Source organism: Paraburkholderia tropica, assembly GCF_900109265.1.
Taxonomy (GTDB): domain Bacteria; phylum Pseudomonadota; class Gammaproteobacteria; order Burkholderiales; family Burkholderiaceae; genus Paraburkholderia; species Paraburkholderia tropica.
This window is the reverse complement of sequence record NZ_FNZM01000020.1, coordinates 153,572-171,549: the sequence shown is the minus strand read 5'-3', so window position 1 is coordinate 171,549 and position 17,978 is coordinate 153,572. Positions and strand designations below refer to the sequence as shown.

12 protein-coding genes are annotated in these 17,978 nt (G+C 65.9%); 10 read left to right on the top strand and 2 right to left on the bottom strand.

Going from position 1 to position 17,978, the window contains the following annotated elements; genetic code table 11:
* Positions 1-72 precede the first annotated feature (72 nt).
* The 8 genes from aspS to BMY06_RS29850 all read left to right on the top strand — a co-directional run bounded on the left by aspS (position 73) and on the right by BMY06_RS29850 (position 11,511).
* Positions 73-1,878 (top strand): aspartate--tRNA ligase, encoded by a 1,806-nt coding sequence (gene aspS / locus BMY06_RS29885; RefSeq protein WP_074986784.1) that lies wholly within the window; start codon positions 73-75, stop codon positions 1,876-1,878.
* Positions 1,879-2,066: 188 nt separating this feature from the next.
* The gene (nudB, locus tag BMY06_RS29880; RefSeq protein ID WP_065059364.1) at positions 2,067-2,543 is read left to right on the top strand and encodes a dihydroneopterin triphosphate diphosphatase; all 477 of its coding nucleotides are present in this window, start codon (positions 2,067-2,069) and stop codon (positions 2,541-2,543) included.
* A 125-nt stretch (positions 2,544-2,668) separates the two neighbouring features.
* Positions 2,669-4,036: a phospholipase D-like domain-containing protein gene (locus BMY06_RS29875; protein WP_065059392.1), complete on the top strand. Its 1,368-nt coding sequence runs from the start codon at positions 2,669-2,671 to the stop codon at positions 4,034-4,036.
* Positions 4,037-4,307: 271 nt separating this feature from the next.
* Positions 4,308-4,907, top strand: coding sequence for a TetR/AcrR family transcriptional regulator (locus BMY06_RS29870; RefSeq protein ID WP_065059363.1), 600 nt, complete (start codon positions 4,308-4,310; stop codon positions 4,905-4,907).
* A gap of 72 nt (positions 4,908-4,979) precedes the next feature.
* On the top strand, positions 4,980-6,767 hold the full coding sequence (locus tag BMY06_RS29865; RefSeq protein WP_074986783.1) for an acyl-CoA dehydrogenase C-terminal domain-containing protein: 1,788 nt from the start codon (positions 4,980-4,982) through the stop codon (positions 6,765-6,767).
* A 165-nt stretch (positions 6,768-6,932) separates the two neighbouring features.
* A complete protein-coding gene (locus BMY06_RS29860; protein WP_065059361.1) occupies positions 6,933-9,374 on the top strand; it encodes a 3-hydroxyacyl-CoA dehydrogenase/enoyl-CoA hydratase family protein in 2,442 nt (813 codons plus the stop codon).
* A gap of 38 nt (positions 9,375-9,412) precedes the next feature.
* Complete coding sequence (locus tag BMY06_RS29855; RefSeq protein ID WP_074986782.1) at positions 9,413-10,612, top strand: acetyl-CoA C-acyltransferase; 1,200 nt, start codon at positions 9,413-9,415, stop codon at positions 10,610-10,612.
* A gap of 128 nt (positions 10,613-10,740) precedes the next feature.
* On the top strand, positions 10,741-11,511 hold the full coding sequence (locus tag BMY06_RS29850) for an enoyl-CoA hydratase (RefSeq protein WP_074986781.1): 771 nt from the start codon (positions 10,741-10,743) through the stop codon (positions 11,509-11,511).
* Positions 11,512-11,523: 12 nt separating this feature from the next.
* On the opposite strand, the gene fdhD is transcribed toward BMY06_RS29850, so the two are convergent.
* Positions 11,524-12,330 (bottom strand): formate dehydrogenase accessory sulfurtransferase FdhD, encoded by an 807-nt coding sequence (fdhD, locus tag BMY06_RS29845; RefSeq protein WP_074986803.1) that lies wholly within the window; start codon positions 12,328-12,330, stop codon positions 11,524-11,526.
* A gap of 361 nt (positions 12,331-12,691) precedes the next feature.
* Here fdhD and BMY06_RS29840 point away from each other — a divergent pair, with 361 nt between their 5' ends.
* Entirely contained in the window at positions 12,692-13,186 is a 495-nt protein-coding gene (locus tag BMY06_RS29840; RefSeq protein ID WP_065059358.1) for a nitrate reductase associated protein, read from the top strand.
* A 1,009-nt stretch (positions 13,187-14,195) separates the two neighbouring features.
* Positions 14,196-17,285 (top strand): sensor domain-containing protein, encoded by a 3,090-nt coding sequence (locus BMY06_RS29835; protein ID WP_080180657.1) that lies wholly within the window; start codon positions 14,196-14,198, stop codon positions 17,283-17,285.
* Positions 17,286-17,348: 63 nt separating this feature from the next.
* On the opposite strand, the gene BMY06_RS29830 is transcribed toward BMY06_RS29835, so the two are convergent.
* Positions 17,349-17,753 carry an acyl-CoA thioesterase gene (locus BMY06_RS29830; protein ID WP_065059357.1) on the bottom strand — a complete coding sequence of 135 codons (405 nt, stop codon included), beginning with the start codon at positions 17,751-17,753 and terminating at the stop codon, positions 17,349-17,351.
* Positions 17,754-17,978 lie beyond the last annotated feature (225 nt).

Here is a 17,978-nt window from a genome sequence, read left to right as displayed (position 1 = left end):
ACCGGACGCCGCTTCGGCCGCAACCGTGCGCGCGCTTCCCGTTTAATTCACGCATAACGAAAGACGAACATCATGTCGATGAGATCTGAATACTGCGGTCTGGTGACCGAACAGCTGCTGGGCCAAACTGTTTCGCTGTGCGGATGGGTGCAGCGCCGCCGCGACCACGGCGGCGTTATCTTCATCGACCTGCGCGACCGCGAAGGCCTCGTTCAGGTCGTCTGCGACCCGGATCGCGCCGAGATGTTCAAGATCGCCGAAGGCGTGCGCAACGAGTTCTGCGTGCAGGTCAAGGGTCTGGTCCGCAATCGTCCGGAAGGCACGGTCAACGCCAACCTCACGAGCGGCAAGATCGAAGTGCTGTGCCACGAAATCGTGGTGCTGAACCCGTCGGTCACGCCGCCGTTCCAGCTCGACGACGACAACCTCTCGGAAACCACGCGCCTCACGCATCGCGTGCTCGACCTGCGCCGTCCGCAGATGCAGCACAACCTGCGTCTGCGTTACCGCGTGACGATGGCCGTGCGCAAGTATCTCGACGCGCTCGGCTTCATCGACATCGAAACGCCGATGCTCACGAAGAGCACGCCGGAAGGCGCGCGCGACTACCTCGTGCCGTCGCGCGTGAACGCGGGTCAGTTCTTCGCGCTGCCGCAGTCGCCGCAGCTCTTCAAGCAGATGCTGATGGTCGCGAACTTCGATCGCTACTACCAGATCGTCAAGTGCTTCCGCGACGAAGATCTGCGCGCAGACCGTCAGCCGGAATTCACGCAGATCGACTGCGAAACGTCGTTCCTCGGCGAGCAGGAAATCCGTGACCTGTTCGAAGATATGGCGCGTCACGTGTTCAAGGAAACGATCGGCGTCGAACTCGACGCGAAGTTCCCGATCATGCCGTACTCGGAAGCCATGAGCCGCTTCGGTTCGGACAAGCCCGACCTGCGCGTGAAGCTCGAATTCACGGAACTGACGGACGCCATGAAGGACGTGGACTTCAAGGTGTTCAGCACGCCGGCCAACAGCAAGGACGGCCGCGTGGCCGCACTGCGCGTGCCGAAGGGCGCTGAACTTTCGCGTGGCGACATCGACGGCTACACGGAATTCGTGCGCATCTACGGCGCGAAGGGTCTGGCCTGGATCAAGGTCAACGAAGTCGCGAAGGGCCGTGACGGTCTGCAAAGCCCGATCGTCAAGAACCTGCACGACGCGTCGATCGCCGCCATCCTGGAGCGCACCGGCGCACAAGACGGCGACATCATCTTCTTCGCAGCAGACCGCGCGAAGGTCGTGAACGACAGCCTGGGCGCGCTGCGTCTGAAGGTCGGCCATTCGGAATTCGGCAAGGCCAACGGTCTGGTCGAGAAGGGCTGGAAGCCGCTGTGGGTGATCGACTTCCCGATGTTCGAGTACGACGAGGAAGAAAACCGCTACGTGGCCGCGCATCACCCGTTCACGAGCCCGAAGGACGAGCACCTGGAATATCTGGAAACGGACCCGGGCCGCTGCCTCGCGAAGGCTTACGACATGGTGCTGAATGGCTGGGAAATCGGCGGCGGTTCGGTCCGTATCTATCAGGAAGACGTGCAGAGCAAGGTGTTCCGCGCGCTGAAGATCGGTGCGGAAGAAGCGCGTGCGAAGTTCGGCTTCCTGCTGGACGCGCTGCAGTACGGCGCGCCGCCGCACGGCGGTATCGCGTTCGGTCTGGACCGCATCGTCACGATGATGGCCGGCGCCGACTCGATCCGCGACGTGATCGCGTTCCCGAAGACGCAACGCGCGCAGTGTCTGCTCACGCAGGCGCCGAGCCCGGTCGACGAGCGTCAGCTCAAGGAACTGCACATCCGTCTGCGTCAGCCCGAGCAGAAGCCGGCGCAGTAAGCGGCAGTCGGTATCGAGCAGCATCGTGCAGACGGCGCGCCCCGGCGCGTCGTCCTGCAACGCAACAAAAAAGGCGCATCGTGCGCCTTTTTTGCTTTTTGCGTTAAATTCCTTCACAAGAGCGCCGCACACTGCTCAGCGGTAATGGCAGTGCCGCAGGCCGCGCACCACGACTCGCGTTCCCCATCATGCAGAAGCCGCCGAAGATTCCCGAATCCGTCCTGGTCGTCATCCATACGCCCCGGCTCGACGTGCTGATCATCGAGCGCGCCGACCGGCCCGGCTTCTGGCAGTCGGTGACCGGCTCGAAGGACCGTCTCGACGAGCCGCTCGCCGAAACCGCCGTGCGCGAGGTGGGCGAGGAAACCGGCATCATCGTGGGCGCGGACGGCGTGTCGGCGGCGGCGCTGCTCGACTGGCGGCATCGGATCGAGTACGAAATCTATCCGGTCTGGCGCCACCGCTACGCCGAGGGCGTGACGCGCAACACCGAGCACTGGTTCAGCCTTCAGGTGCCCGACGGCACGCCGGTCACGCTGTCGCCGCGCGAGCACACGGCGTATCTGTGGCTGCCGTATGAAGAGGCGGCGGCGAAGTGCTTTTCGTCGTCGAATCGCGAGGCCATTCTGCAATTGCCCGCGCGTCTGGCCGGAGCGCAACCGTGAGCGACACCCGACGCGCCGACCCCGGCCACCGCGATCAACCCGGCGAACATCCCGGCGAACATCCCGGCGAACATCCCGGCGCTGATGCGGCCGAGCTGGATTCGGGGATCGAACCGCGCCGCGTCATGCGGCTGCGCGAGGCGCTGCTCGGCAAGCGTTATCGCTCGCGCTACCGCTTCACGAGCGGCAACGACGTGCGCCTGTTCCATTCGGGCGAAGGCCTGTTCGGCGCGATGATCGAGCGCATCGACGCGGCTCAGCGCGACGTCGCGCTCGAAACCTATATTTTTTGCAGCGACGGCACCGGTCAGGCGGTGTCCGAGGCGCTGATGCGCGCGGCGCGCCGCGGTGTGCGCGTGCGCGTGATCACCGACGGCATCGGCTCGCCGCATCTGGCGCTGTTCGACGCGTGGCCCGCGGCGGGCATCGAGCATCGCGTCTACAACCCGCATATCTTTGGACGCTTCGGCTTTTCGCGCACGCACCGCAAGCTCGCGGTGATCGACGACCGCTACGCGTTTTGCGGCGGCATCAATATCGTCGACGACATGGAAAACGACGGCAAGCCGCTGCCGTTCGCGCGTTGGGATTTCGCGGTCGAGCTGGCCGGTCCCGTGGTCGTGGACGTGCGCGAGGCCATCGAGATGCAATGGCGGCGCATCCGGCTCGGCCATCGTCCGCCGCTCGGCGCGCCGGCGCTGCCGGGCGGACCGCTGCCGCTGTCGCCGGGCGTGCCCGCGAGCGCCGGTTTCATGGCGCCGCATCCCACCGGCCACACGGTCATGCAGCCCGCCAAGGCGGTCAACGAGGTGCTGCGCGAACTCGCGCCCGTGGTGCGCACGAGCCGCGCGCAGCGCATCATCGCGCGGCTGCGCGAGCGTCTGCGCGCGGGCGTGCCCGATCCGCGCACGGCGCGCGTGCCGTGCGTGGCCTTCGTCGCGCGCGACAACGTCGTGAACCGGCGCGCGATCGAAAAGGCCTATCTCGACGCCATCGGCGAGGCGCGCAAGGAAGTGCTGCTCGCCAATCCGTATTTCATGCCGGGGCGGCGGCTGCGCCGTGCGCTCCTGGAAGCCGCCACGCGCGGCGTGACGGTCAAGCTGTTGATCGGACGAAAAGAGTTCAAGGTGCTCGATTACGGCACGCCGTTTCTCTATCACCAGTTGCTGAGCGCGGGCGTGCAGATCGCCGAATACGAAAAGACCATGCTGCACGGCAAGGTGGCCGTGGTCGATTCGAGCTGGGGCACGGTGGGGTCGTCGAATCTCGACGCGCTGAGCCTCGTGCTCAACAACGAGGCGAACGTGCTGCTGGTGCTGCATCCGCAGATCGGCGAGCTGCGCGGCGCGATCCTGAGCGCCTTCGACGAGTCGCCGATGATCGACCGGGCGCGCTACGAGGCGCGTCCGTGGCACGTGCGCGCGGTGAACTGGCTCGCGTGGAACTCATATCGCGTGGTCATGAAGATGCTCACCGTGGGCGGCTATGACTAGGCGCCGCAGCCGCTTCCGGGCGCGCGCAACGCCGCTGCGCACGGCGTTTGCCTGCCACACGAATCGCCTCGCGTGCAATCGAGAAATGTTCCCTTGTGCGCGACGCGCCAAGGCTGAAAATTAGAGTACCGGTTAGAAATCGGTTTCTAATAAAGTCCTTGTTTCGCGAACGGCTGTCCTCAACAATAGTACGGCCGTTCGATTTCATTCAGGCCCAGATGCCAGCAGTTAAAGCCAACATCGCGGCCACATCGTTACGGTAAATAAAGCTATGCGAAAAGGCGAACAGACCCGCGCCGCCATTCTGGATGCAGCACTCGACCTCGCGAGCCGCGACGGCCTGGAAGGGCTGACGATCGGCTTGCTGGCCGAGCGCATGCAGATGAGCAAGAGCGGTGTTTTCGCGCACTTCGGTTCGCGCGAAGATCTCCAGGTCGAAGTCGTGCGCGAGTACCACCGCAGATTCGAGGAAGAAGTCTTCTTTCCGAGCTTGCGCGAACCGCGTGGTTTGCCCCGTCTGCGTGCGATGCTGTCACGATGGTTCGAGAAGCGCATCCACGAGGTCACGACCGGCTGCATTTACATCAGCGGTGCGGTGGAGTACGACGACCGCGCGGACAGCCAGGTGCGCGAGCAGCTGGTGGCGAGCGTGACGATGTGGCGGGCGGCCTTGCTGCGCGCCATTTCGCAGGCGATCGAGGAAGGGCATCTGCGAGGGGACACCGATCCCGCGCTGATGTTGTTCGAACTGTATAGCGTAACGTTGGGTCTGCATCATGACGGCCGTTTCCTGCACTTGCCGGACGCAGTCGACCATACGTGGGCCGCGTTCGAAAAACTGATTGTTTCGTATCAGAGCGTGAGCCAGTAGCCCACGCCGCGCACAGCGCCGCGGCGGTACGCGAAGGCCCGACACTCTAAGGCTCTATCAAGGGAGAAAAACATGGGACAGTACACCGCGCCGCTGCGTGACATGCAATTCGTGCTGCACGAGCTGCTGAACGTGGAAGGCGAAGTCAAGCAGATGCCGAAGCACGCCGACCTCGATGCCGACACCATCAACCAGGTGCTCGAAGAAGCGGGCAAGTTCTGCTCGGAGGTGCTGTTTCCGCTGAACCAGGTCGGCGACCGCGAAGGCTGCACGTATGCCGGCGACGGCGTCGTCACCACGCCCACTGGCTTCAAGGAAGCGTACAGGCAATACGTGGAGGCCGGCTGGCCCGCGCTGGGCTGCGATCCCGAATACGGCGGCCAGGGCCTGCCCGCGTTCGTGAACAACGCGCTCTACGAAATGCTCAACTCGGCGAACCAGGCGTGGACCATGTATCCGGGTCTGTCGCACGGCGCCTACGAATGTCTGCACGCGCACGGCACGCCCGAACTCCAGCAGGCCTATCTGCCGAAGCTCGTCGAAGGCGTGTGGACCGGCACGATGTGTCTGACCGAGCCGCACTGCGGCACCGACCTCGGCATCCTGCGCACCAGGGCCGAACCGAACAGCGACGGCTCCTACGCGATCACCGGCACGAAGATCTTCATCTCGAGCGGTGAGCACGACATGGCGGAGAACATCATCCACCTCGTGCTCGCGCGCCTGCCGGACGCACCGCAAGGCACCAAGGGCATCTCGCTCTTCGTCGTGCCGAAGTTCATCCCCACGGCCTCGGGCGACGTGGGCGAGCGCAACGGCATCAAGTGCGGCTCGATCGAACACAAGATGGGCATCCACGGCAACGCCACCTGCGTCATGAATCTCGACGGCGCGACGGGCTGGCTCGTCGGCGAACCGAACAAGGGCTTGAACGCCATGTTCGTGATGATGAACGCGGCGCGCCTCGGCGTCGGCATGCAAGGTCTGGGTCTCACGGAAGTCGCGTACCAGAACTCGCTCGTGTACGCGAAGGAGCGCCTCCAGATGCGCTCGCTCACGGGCCCGAAGGCGCCGGAAAAGGCCGCCGATCCGATCATCGTGCATCCGGACGTGCGCCGCATGCTGCTCACGCAGAAGGCCTGGGCCGAAGGCGCGCGCGCCTTCACGTACTGGTCGGCGCTGCAGATCGACAAGGAACTCTCGCACGGCGACGAAACCGAGCGCAAGGAAGCCGCCGACCTCGTCGCGCTCCTCACGCCGATCATCAAGGCCTTCCTGACCGACAACGCATTCGAGAGCACCAACCTCGGCATGCAGGTGTACGGCGGCCACGGCTTCATCTCCGAGTGGGGCATGGAGCAGTACGTGCGCGACGCGCGGATCAACCAGATCTACGAAGGCACGAACACCATTCAATCGCTCGATCTGCTGGGCCGCAAGGTGCTCGGCGACATGGGCGCGAAGCTCAAGAAGTTCGGCAAGCTCGTGACGGAATTCGTCGAAGCCGAAGGCATCAAGACGGAGATGCAGGAGTTCGTGAATCCGCTCGCCGACATCGGCGACAAGATGCAGAAGCTCACGATGGAAATCGGCATGAAGGCCATGCAGAACCCGGACGAAGTGGGCGCGGCCGCGGTGCCGTATCTGCGCACGGCGGGCCATCTGGTGTTCGCGTACTTCTGGGCGCGCATGGCGCGCATCGCGCTCGACAAGGAAAGCTCGGGCGATCCGTTCTACAAGTCGAAGCTGGCCACGGCGCGTTTCTACTTCGCCAAGCTGCTGCCCGAAACGGCGACCTCGATCCGCCAGGCGCGCGCGGGTTCGAAGACGCTGATGGAAGTCGACGAAGCGCTGTTCTAAGCGCTTGCGCGATGCGCCGCGTGCTGACGCGAGCGCATCGCCACTGCATCAACACAATCTTCAAGCGGCGCACCGGCCAGAATAACGCCACCCCGACGACACACCGGTGCGCGCCGCGAGACATCTCCTATCCGCTCGACATTGCATATCCGCTGGAGGAACAACGTGAGCAATCTTAATATTCGCAAGGTGGCCGTGCTCGGCGCCGGCGTGATGGGCGCGCAGATCGCCGCGCACCTGATCAACGCCCGCGTGCCCGTGCTGCTGTTCGATCTGCCCGCGAAAGAAGGTCCGAAGAACGCCATCGCGCTGAAAGCCATCGAGACGCTGAAGAAGCTCTCGCCCGCGCCGTTCGGCGTGAAGGACGACGCGCAGTACATCACGCCCGCGAACTACGAAGACGACATCGCGAAGCTCGCGGAATGCGACGTGGTGATCGAAGCGATTGCCGAGCGCATGGACTGGAAGCACGACCTCTACAAGAAGGTCGCGCCGCACATCGGCCCGAAGGCCATCTTCGCGACGAACACCTCGGGTCTGTCGATCACGGAACTGTCGCAAGGTTTTGACGACAACCTCAAGGCGCGCTTCTGCGGCGTGCACTTCTTCAATCCGCCGCGCTACATGCACCTGGTCGAGCTGATCCCGACCGTGCACACGCAGCCGGAAATTCTCGACCAGCTCGAATCGTTCCTCACGAGCGTCGTGGGCAAGGGCGTGGTGCGCGCGAAGGATACGCCGAACTTCATCGCGAACCGCGTCGGCATCTTCTCGATTCTCGCGGTGATCGCCGAAGCGAAGAAGTTCGGCCTGCGTTTCGACGAAGTCGACGATCTCACGGGCAGCCGTCTGGGCCGCGCGAAGTCGGCCACGTTCCGCACCGCCGACGTGGTGGGTCTGGACACGATGGCGCACGTCATCAAGACGATGCAGGACAACCTCAAGGACGATCCGTTCTTCCCGGTCTACGAGACGCCGGCCGTGCTGGCGGGTCTGGTCGCGAAGGGCGCGCTCGGCCAGAAGACCGGCGGCGGTTTCTATCGCAAGGAAGGCAAGGCGATCAAGGTGCTCGACGGCAACACCGGCGAGTACGTGGACGGCGGCGCGAAGGCCGACGAACTGGTGGGCCGCATCCTCAAGCGCCCGCCCGCCGAGCGTCTGAAGCTGCTGCGCGAATCGGAGCATCCGCAGGCGCAGTTCCTGTGGTCGATCTTCCGCGACGTGTTCCATTACATCGGCGTGCATCTGCAATCGATCGCCGACAACGCGCGCGATGTCGACCTCGCGATCCGCTGGGGCTTCGGCTGGAACGAAGGTCCGTTCGAAGGCTGGCAGGCCGCGGGCTGGAAGCAGGTCGCCGAATGGGTGAAGGAAGACATCGACGCGGGCAAGACGCTGTCGAACGCGCCGCTGCCCGCCTGGGTGTTCGAGGGCGCGGTCGCGAACAACGGCGGCGTGCATGGCGCGGACGGTTCGTGGTCGCCGGCTGAGTCGCGCTTCGTGCCGCGTCCGGATCTGCCGGTCTACGAGCGCCAGGTGTTCCGCGCGGCGCTGTTCGGCGAGTCGAACGCACGCGATCCGAAGAGCTTCGGCAAGACGCTGTTCGAGAACGAGCATCTGCGTGCGTGGGTCGACGATCGCGCGGGCGAAGACGATGTCGTGATCGTCTCGTACAAAAGCAAGATGAACACGATGGGCCCGGGCGTGCTCGACTCGCTCGTGAAGGCCATCGAGATCGCCGAAGACGGCTACAAGGGCGTCGTGATCTGGCAACCGACGTCGCTGAAACTCGGCGCGCCGGGCGGCCCGTTCTCGGCGGGCGCGAACCTCGAAGAAGCCATGCCCGCCTTCATGATGGGCGGTGCGAAGGGCATCGAGCCGTTCGTGAAGAAGTTCCAGGACACGATGCTGCGCGTGAAGTACGCGAACGTGCCGGTCGTGGCGGCGGTGTCGGGCATCGCGCTCGGCGGCGGCTGCGAAATCATGCTGCACAGCGCGAAGCGCGTCGCGCATATCGAGAGCTATGTCGGTCTCGTTGAGGTGGGCGTGGGGCTCGTGCCCGCGGGCGGCGGCCTGAAGGAAGCGGCGATTCGCGCGGCCGAAGGCGCGGCGGCGATCGGCGCCGTGCCGAGCGATCTGCTGCGCTTCCTGCAGAAGTCGTTCGAGAACGCGGCGATGGCGAAGGTCTCCGGCTCGGCGCTCGAAGCGCGCACGATGGGTTATCTGAAGCCGACGGACACGATCGTCTTCAACGTGTTCGAGCTGCTTGACACGGCGAAGAAGGAAGCGCGCGCGCTGAGCGCGTCGGGCTACCGTCCGCCGCTGCGCGCGAAGCAGATTCCGGTCGCGGGCCGCTCGGCGATCTCGACCATCAAGGCGTCGCTCGTCAACATGCGCGACGGTCGCTTCATCAGCGATCACGATTACCTGATCGCGGGACGTATCGCGGAAGCCGTCTGCGGCGGCGACGTCGAAGCGGGCAGCCTCGTCGACGAAGAATGGCTGCTCACGCTCGAACGCCGCGCGTTCGTCGATCTGCTCGGCACGCAGAAGACGCAGGAACGCATCATGGGCATGCTGCAAACCGGCAAGCCGGTGCGCAACTAAGCGGCACGGCGTACGCACATAACGGACTGGAGTTACAGATGAGCAAACAGTTGCAGGACGCATACATCGTCGCCGCGAGCCGCACGCCCATCGGCAAGGCGCCGCGCGGCGTGTTCAAGAACACCCGCCCCGACGAGCTGCTCGTTCACGCGATCAAGTCGGCGGTGGCGCAGGTGCCCGGGCTCGACACGAGCGTGATCGAAGACGCCATCATCGGCTGCGCGATTCCCGAGGCCGAGCAGGGCCTGAACGTGGCGCGTATCGGCGCGCTGCTCGCGGGTCTGCCGCAAAGCGTCGGCGGCGTGACCGTCAACCGCTTCTGCGCGTCGGGCCTCACGGCGCTGGCGATGGCGGCGGACCGCATCCGTGTCGGCGAAGCCGACGCGATGATCGCGGGCGGCTGCGAATCGATGAGCATGGTGCCGATGATGGGCAACAAGCCGTCGCTCTCGCCGCACATCTTCGATCGCAATGAAGACGTGGGCATCGCGTACGGCATGGGCCTGACGGCGGAGAAGGTCGCGGAACGCTGGAAGGTGAGCCGCGAGGCGCAGGACGCGTTCTCGGTCGAGTCGCATCGCCGCGCGCTGGCCGCGCAGCAGTCGGGCGAGTTCAAGGACGAAATCGCGCCGTACACGATTGTCGAGCGTTTCCCCGATCTCGCCAGCGGCGAAGTGAAGGTGAAGGAACGTCTGATCGAGCTGGACGAAGGCCCGCGCGCCGACACCACGCTCGAAGGCCTCGCGAAACTGCGCGCGGTGTTCGCGAACAAGGGTTCGGTGACGGCGGGCAACAGCTCGCAGACGTCGGACGGCGCGGGCGCGCTGATCGTCGTCTCCGAGAAGATGCTCAAGCAGTTCAACCTCACGCCGCTCGCGCGTTTCGTGAGCTTCGCGGTGCGTGGCGTGCCGCCGGAAATCATGGGCATCGGTCCGAAGGAAGCGATTCCGGCCGCGCTCAAGGCCGCCGGTCTCAAGCAGGACGACCTCGACTGGATCGAGCTGAACGAGGCGTTCGCCGCGCAGTCGCTGGCGGTGATTCAGGATCTCGGTCTCGATCCGTCGAAGATCAACCCGCTCGGCGGCGCGATCGCGCTGGGCCATCCGCTCGGCGCAACGGGCGCGATCCGCGCCTCGACGGTCGTGCACGGTCTGCGCCGCCGCAACCTGAAGTACGGCATGGTGACGATGTGCGTCGGGACCGGCATGGGCGCGGCGGGCATCATCGAGCGCCTGTAAGCGCTTCTTTGGCGCACGCAGATGCCATGCGTGATCGACACGGTTCGCAGACTTCGCGGTCTGCGAACCGTTTTTACTATTCGGCAGGTGAACGAGGCGCGCCGGCCTCGCACTGAGGAGACAGTACAGTGAGCAACGACATTCTGACCGCACGCGACAACGGCGTGCTGACGATCACCATCAACCGGCTCGAGCGCAAGAACGCGCTGACGCCCGCGATGTATCAGGCGATGAGCGACGCGCTGATGGCGGCGCAGGACGACAAGGCGGTGCGCGCCGTGCTGCTGCGCGGCCATGCCGAGATTTTCACGGCGGGCAACGACATCGAGGACTTCCTGAAGAATCCGCCCACCGGCGGCGATTCGCCCGTGATGCGCTTTCTCGCCACGATCGCGACCTTCGAGAAGCCGCTCGTTGCGGCGGTGCAGGGCGCGGCAATCGGCGTCGGCACGACCATGCTGCTGCATTGCGACATGGTGTATGCCGCCGATACGGCGAGGTTCGCGATGCCGTTCGCGCAGCTCGGTCTGTGCCCGGAAGCGGCTTCGTCGCTGCTGCTGCCGCGCGTGGCCGGTTATCAGGGCGCGGCCGAAAAGCTGCTGCTCGGCGAGACCTTCGACGCCGCCGAGGCGCATCGCATCGGCTTCGTGAACCGCGTGCTGCCCGCCGCCGAACTCGATGCCTTCGTGAGCGCGCAACTTGCGAAGCTGGTCGCGCTGCCCGCGTCGTCGCTGCGCGCGACCAAGACGCTCATGAAGCGCGCGAGCGAACACGAGATCAAGACGCAGATGAGCGAGGAGTCGGTGCATTTCGGCAAGATGCTGCTCGCGCCTGAAGCGCGCGAGGCGTTCACGGCCTTCCTGCAAAAGCGCAAGCCGGACTTCCGGCAGTTCGACTGAGCGCTAGCGCGTTCAGGCTGCGTTTGTCGTCGTACTCGCCGCCGTGTCGTAATCGACGTAGCCGGTCTCGCGGCAGAAGCTCACGAGCCGCAGTCCGGCGCGCTTCGCGATGGTGATCGCGAGCGAGGAGGGCGCCGAGATCGTCGCGACCATCGGCATGCCGACGCGCGCGGCCTTGCGCACCAGCTCGTAGCTCGCGCGGCTGGAGAGGAACACGAAGCCTTGCTGCGTGTCGGCGCGATCGAGCACCAGTTGGCCGATCAGTTTGTCGAGCGCGTTGTGACGGCCCACGTCCTCGAAGGCGCGCAGGATCTGGCCGTCGGCATCGCACCACGCGGCTGCATGCAGACCGCCCGTGAGTTTCGTGAGCGCCTGGTGTTGCGGCAATTCGCGGGCGGCGCGCGCGATCGCGTCGGGCGCGAGGCGCGCGAGAAAGCCGGTATCGGGCACGATTTCCGGTTCGAGATCGAGCAGGTCGATGCTCTCGATGCCGCACACGCCGCAGCCGCTGCGACCCGCGAGCGCGCGGCGCTTTTCCTTCAGCTCGACGAACGCCTGCTGCACGACCGTGAGATGCACTTCGGCGTGCGGCATCTCGGCCTCGGCGTGCCAGTGGACCTCGATGTCCTGAATGTCGGCGTTGCGCCCGACGATGCCTTCCGAAATCGCAAAGCCCACCGCGAATGCTTCGAGGTCGCGCGGCGTGCACATCATGACCGCGTGGGAAATGCCGTTGAAGACCAGCGCGACGGGCCATTCCTGACCGACGTGATCGGTGCGCGTTTCCACGCTCTCGCCGCGATGGCGGTGCACGCGCAATTCGACGGCGCCGGGCTGCTCGCCGGTGTCGGGCGCGTGGGGCTCGGCGGGATGGGCGGGCTGGGCGGTATCGGCGACAGCGACGGGATGCAAAGGGGACGCGGGATTCAAACGAAGGGACTCCATCAACGAGGCAGAGGCGCGCGGTATCGGGGGCGGAACGACGCAATCGACACAATCGACACACGCCGCAACGGCCATTATCCGCGCCGGTGCGTTGGCGGCGGTCCGCGCCGCGCGCCGATATTCAGTATCGGCGCACGCGCGGCAGACACGCGGACGCGCTGCGCGGCGCACATAAGGTTCTAAAATACCTCAAGCGGGCGCCGTTTGCCGCCGTCCGTTTCGCGAGGATAACGCCATGGCATTGACTGAAACTCCGCTGCTGTTTGAATTCGAGGTCGTATCGTCGGAGGACCTCACCTTCATCCCCATGTGCGTGCGTTTCAATCTGGATCGTTTCGGGCTGCGTATTTCGCTCGCGCAGTGGCAACTGCTGCCTTACGAGGATCGCCGCCTGCTCGCGCGCTTTCCCGTGGACGACGACACCGAGATCGAGCCGAACTTCGATCACGCGCTCTTCGAAATGCTGCGCACGCACGCGAACGTCGAACCCGAATGGTTCGCGCCCGAAGAAGCGCCCGCGTGGCGCAACGTCAGCGCGGTGCCGGGCGGCGTCGCCAACCAGGCGGGGCTCGCCGATCTGCGCACGCCCGATATCGAAGACTGGGCGCAACTCGCGCCGTTCCAGCGCTACGTGCTCGCCAAGCTCGCGCGCAAGCCCGAGGCGAATCACGATTTCGTTCCGGCGATGCGCGAATTCGGTCTCGCGGTGCCGCGCAACGCGGCGCGCTGAGCGCACGGTTCTCCGCGCCGCGTTTTTGGGTTTTCCGGGCGATTTTTCCGCCCTTTGGCGAGTGAAACGTTTGCGCGCAACCCCAGGCGGGACGCGGCTTTTGAGCGTTTCCTCGGTTTGCGCCGATTCGAGCGAATTCACGCGCGATTGCCCCTCAAGCCTTGCCGACGTCTGCCGTTATCCGGAATGGCGCTTCGCGCGCCAGCCTGTCGCGCGCAGGTCGTAATCGGACAGCCCGTGCCTCCGCGCGGGGACGAACGACGTTCGGCTTTCAATGAATCTTCATTTTTCGAAGCGGCACCTCATCAATCTGGCGGTCGTCGCGGCAGCCGTGGGCGCAAACGCTTTCGTGGCCTGGACGCAGATCGGCGCGCAGCGTGAAATCGACCAGCGGGCCGCGCAGGCCGCGCGCGTGCGCCACGATCTGGATCGCTATCGGAGCGCGCTCGGCGGCGGTCTCGTGGCGCTCGGCCGTCTGCAGACCGATGGTGTGGTCGAATCGCCCGCCGCACGCGACGCCCGCGCCGACGAACTCGACGATACCGCCCGCTCGCTGCGCGCCGAACTGGCCGACAATGCGCCGCTCGCGAGCCGTTTCGACGCGCTCTCGACCGACGCGGCAGCGCTCGCCCGCGAAATCGACGAAACCCTCGCGCGCGCCGAACAGCGTCTCGCCGATGCGCGCGTGCAGGTGAGCGCGGCGGCGCTGGAGCCGCAAGACGGCGGTGGGGCGGCGGCGGCGATTGCCGGTTCTGCGGTGGCCGTCGCGGCTTCTGCGGCTTCTGCGGCTGCGGCCAGCGCGGCGCTGCTTGCCGCCGCGCCGACTCCGGCACCGGTCGTGGCGCACACGCCGCGTGCTCCGGCTGCGGCCAACGTTCATCGACGTGCTACGAATGCGAACAAGCCGCACGCCCGCGCGCCGGGTTCGGGCCACATCCGCCCGATTGCTGCGACGTTGAGCGAGGACGATCCGGCCTCGGCGTTCGTGTCGACGCCAGGCGTCGTCGCGATGCGCGTCGCCGCGTCTGCGCAGAGTCTTGCTTCGCCTTACGCGTCCGGCGAGGTGGCGGGCGCCGCGAACCTCGCCGCGCCGTATGCGACGTCGGGCACGATTACGCCGGCGCGCACGCTGACGTCGCCGTATGCCGCAGCGGGCGCGTCTTCCGCGCGCGCCGCGAGCCTGGCCGAACCGTATGCGGCTGCGTCGTCGCCCCGTCCGTCGAATCTTGCCGAGCCTTATGCCGCGGCAACGAACGCGGCAACGAACGCGTCAACAAGCACACAAACCAGCGCCTCCGCCACACAACTCGCCGCCGCGCCCAATTCAGCGCAGGTCGTCGCGCAGCCGCTCGCCGCCACGCCGGCTTTCGCGTCCACGGCTGCGTGGATCGCGAGCGAGTACATCCGCCTCGACGGCCGCGCCGACCGCATCGACGCGAAGCTGTCCGCGCTGCAGGGCGAGCAGGATCTCGCGCTGGCGGGCACGCTGGCGGAATCCGCGCGCGCGGGCAGCCGCGCCTCGATCCTGCTGATCGTGACGATGCTCGCGGGCGCGACGCTGCTCATCTACACGTTCGGCGTGCGCGAGAACGCGGCGCGCGAAAAGCTGCGCGCGCTTGCCGGGCTGCGTCAGCGCAACGAGCGCTTTCAGGGCCTGTTCGACGCGCATCCGGTGCCGATGTACGTGTTCGATCGCGAGACGCTGCGTTTTCTCGCCGTCAACACGGCGGCGATCCAGCAGTACGGTTTCAGCGAGGAGGAATTCCTCGCGATGACGATTCGCGACATCCGTCCGCAAGACGACGTCACGCGGCTCGAACAGCATCTCGCGCGCTCGGACACGCTCACGCAGCACATCCGCACGATGGCCGGCATCTGGCATCACGTGCGTCGCGACGGCACGCTCATCAGCGCCGACATCTCGCATCACTCGCTGACGTTTCAGGGCCGCGCGGCCGTGTTCGTGCTCGCCGACGACGTGACCGAGCAGATCAAGGCCGAAGTCGAGGCGCAGCGCTCGAACCAGATGCTCGAGACGGTGATCGACAACATTCCGCAGCGCATCTTCTGGAAGGACGCCGAGTCGCGCTATCTGGGTTGCAACATGACGTTCGCGCGCGACGCGGGCCTCGCGTATCCCGAGCAGATCGTCGGCAAGACCGACGACGAACTGCCGTGGCGAGCCTACGCCGAGTCGATGCGCGCGCAGGACCGCGAGGTGATCGTCGCGGGCCTGCCGCGCCTGAACTTCGAAGAGGACCTCACGATCGACGGTCTGCATCGCACGACGATCACGAGCAAGCTGCCGCTGCTCGACGGCGACGGCCGCGTGATGGGCGTGCTCGGCACCTATTCCGATACGACCGAAAGCAAGCGCGCCGATCTTGCGCTGCGTCTGCAAAGCCGCGCGCTCGACGCCTGCGTGAACGCGATTCTGATCACCGGGCCGGGGCCGGGCGGCAGCAATCTGATCGAGTACGCGAATCCGGCGTTTCGCCGCATCACGGGCTACGATCCCGCCGAAGTGGTCGGTCAGGACAGCCGTCTGCTGCAACGCGACGACCGCGATCAGGACGGCCTCGTGGCGATCCGCCAGGCGCTGATGTCGAACCGCGAGGTGAGCGCCGTGCTGCGCAATTACCGAAAGGACGGCGCGCTGTTCTGGAATCAGCTGCTGATCGCGCCGGTGCCCGATCTCGACGGGCGCATCACGCATCACATCGGCATCATCAACGATGTGACCGAGCTGATCCGCTATCAGGAGCAGCTCGAATATCAGGCGAATTACGACAGCCTCACGCTGCTGCCCAACCGCAATCTGCTGCGCGACCGCCTGCAGCAGGCGCTGGTGTCGGCGCAACGGCACGAGCGCGGCGTGGCGGTGGTGTTCATCGACCTCGACGGCTTCAAGAACGTCAACGACAGTCTCGGCCACAGCGTCGGCGACCGGCTGCTCGGCGTGGTCGCCGAACGGCTCACGCGCTGCACGCGTACGAGCGACACGGTCGCGCGCCACGGCGGCGACGAATTCGTGATCGTGCTGACCGACACCATCGACGAAAAATCGCTGATCAACTGGATGGAGCGCGCGCGCTCGATGATCTCGGAGCCGGTGCTGATCGACGGCACCGAGCTTTACGTCGGGTGCAGCCTGGGCGCGAGCGTGTTCCCGCAGGACGGCAACGACGCCGAGGCGCTGCTCAAGAAGGCCGACGTCGCCATGTACCGCGCCAAGGAACTGGGCCGCAACACGTTCCAGTTCTATCAGCCGGAGATGAACGCGGCCGCGGGCGCGCGGATGGATCTCGAACGGCGTCTGCGCCGCGCGCTGCGTGACGGCGAGTTCCTGCTGCACTATCAGCCGCAGGTGGATATCGGCAGCGGGCGCATCGTCGGCATGGAGGCGCTGGTGCGCTGGCTCGATCCGGAAGCCGGGCTGATCTCGCCGGCGAAGTTCATTCCGATCGCCGAGGAAAGCGGGCTGATCGGTCCGCTGTCCGACTGGGTGCTGCGTGAGGCGTGCCGCCAGAATCGCGCGTGGCAGGACGCCGGGCTGCCGAACGTGCGGGTGTCGGTGAATCTGTCGGCGAAGACCTTCCATCAGCGCGACATCGCCGAACTCGTGAAGGGCGTGCTCGACGAGACGGGGCTCGAACCGTGCTGGCTCGAACTCGAACTCACGGAAAGCACGCTGATGCGCAATGCGGAAGAGGCGGTGTCGATGCTCAACGCGCTGCACGAGCAGGGCGTGGGGATTGCGATCGACGACTTCGGCACCGGCTATTCGAGCCTGAGCTATCTGAAGCGCCTGCCGGTGGACCGGCTCAAGATCGACCGCTCGTTCGTGTCCGATATCGGCACGAGCGGCGACGACGAGACCATCACGGCGGCCATCATCGCGCTCGCGCACGAGTTGCGGCTGCAGGTGATCGCGGAAGGCGTGGAGACGTCGCAACAGTTCGCGTTCCTGCGCGAGCGCGCGTGCGACGAGTTGCAGGGATTCTTCTTCGCGCCGCCGTTGCCGGGACCCGAAGTGGCCGCGCTGCTGGGTGCGAGCGCGTCGTACGAGGAAGGTGCGGCGCTCGCGTGGACGCAGTAACGCGGGGCTCTTGAAGCGGGTGCAGCGCAAGCCCGGCGTCGTGCGAGGCTTGCGCGCGCGACGTCAGGCCGCGGGTTCGACGGGCGGCAGCGCGCGCGGACGGCGATCGGTGCCGGTCGCCACGTAGGTGAGCGTCGCTTCGGTCACCTTGACGACTTCTTCCGCGAGCCGCATGCGCTGGGCGTACACCTCGACCTCGACGGTCACCGAGGTGTTGCCGGTCTTGACGATATCCGCGTAAAAACTCAGCAGATCGCCGACGAACACCGGCTGCTTGAATACGAACGAGTTGACGGCGACGGTTGCCACGCGGCCGTTGGCGCGGCGGCTTGCCGGGATCGAGCCGGCGATGTCGACCTGCGACATGATCCAGCCGCCGAACACGTCGCCATGCACGTTGGCGTCCGAAGGTTGCGGCACGACGCGCAGCGCGGGCGACTTCTGGGGGAGCGGGAAGGAATCGGTCATCGGGTGTCCGTCAAAGAATAAAAGCGGGGAAGGAACGGCGTGGCCGATGGATCGACGGCCCGTGCAGACCGGGTGCCCTCAGCGGCGCGTGCCGCCTTCTGCGACAATACGGTGATCAGGAATTGTACGGGAAAGCAGCAGGTGGGGCGGGCGGCCAGAAAGGCGCGTCGGCCCCGAATCGGCCCCGCTGGAGGCCAATGCCGAACCCGTCGTTCACGCGATCAA

Bases quoted from the DNA above. Each gene is read 5' to 3' on its own strand.
- aspS (WP_074986784.1), top strand. From the start codon at position 73: ATGTCGATGAGATCTGAATACTGCGGTCTGGTGACCGAACAGCTGCTG.
- nudB (WP_065059364.1), top strand. From the start codon at position 2,067: ATGCAGAAGCCGCCGAAGATTCCCGAATCCGTCCTGGTCGTCATCCAT.
- BMY06_RS29875 (WP_065059392.1), top strand. From the start codon at position 2,669: ATGCGGCTGCGCGAGGCGCTGCTCGGCAAGCGTTATCGCTCGCGCTAC.
- BMY06_RS29870 (WP_065059363.1), top strand. From the start codon at position 4,308: ATGCGAAAAGGCGAACAGACCCGCGCCGCCATTCTGGATGCAGCACTC.
- BMY06_RS29865 (WP_074986783.1), top strand. From the start codon at position 4,980: ATGGGACAGTACACCGCGCCGCTGCGTGACATGCAATTCGTGCTGCAC.
- BMY06_RS29855 (WP_074986782.1), top strand. From the start codon at position 9,413: ATGAGCAAACAGTTGCAGGACGCATACATCGTCGCCGCGAGCCGCACG.
- BMY06_RS29840 (WP_065059358.1), top strand. From the start codon at position 12,692: ATGGCATTGACTGAAACTCCGCTGCTGTTTGAATTCGAGGTCGTATCG.
- BMY06_RS29835 (WP_080180657.1), top strand. From the start codon at position 14,196: ATGCGCGTCGCCGCGTCTGCGCAGAGTCTTGCTTCGCCTTACGCGTCC.
- BMY06_RS29830 (WP_065059357.1), bottom strand. From the start codon at position 17,753: ATGACCGATTCCTTCCCGCTCCCCCAGAAGTCGCCCGCGCTGCGCGTC.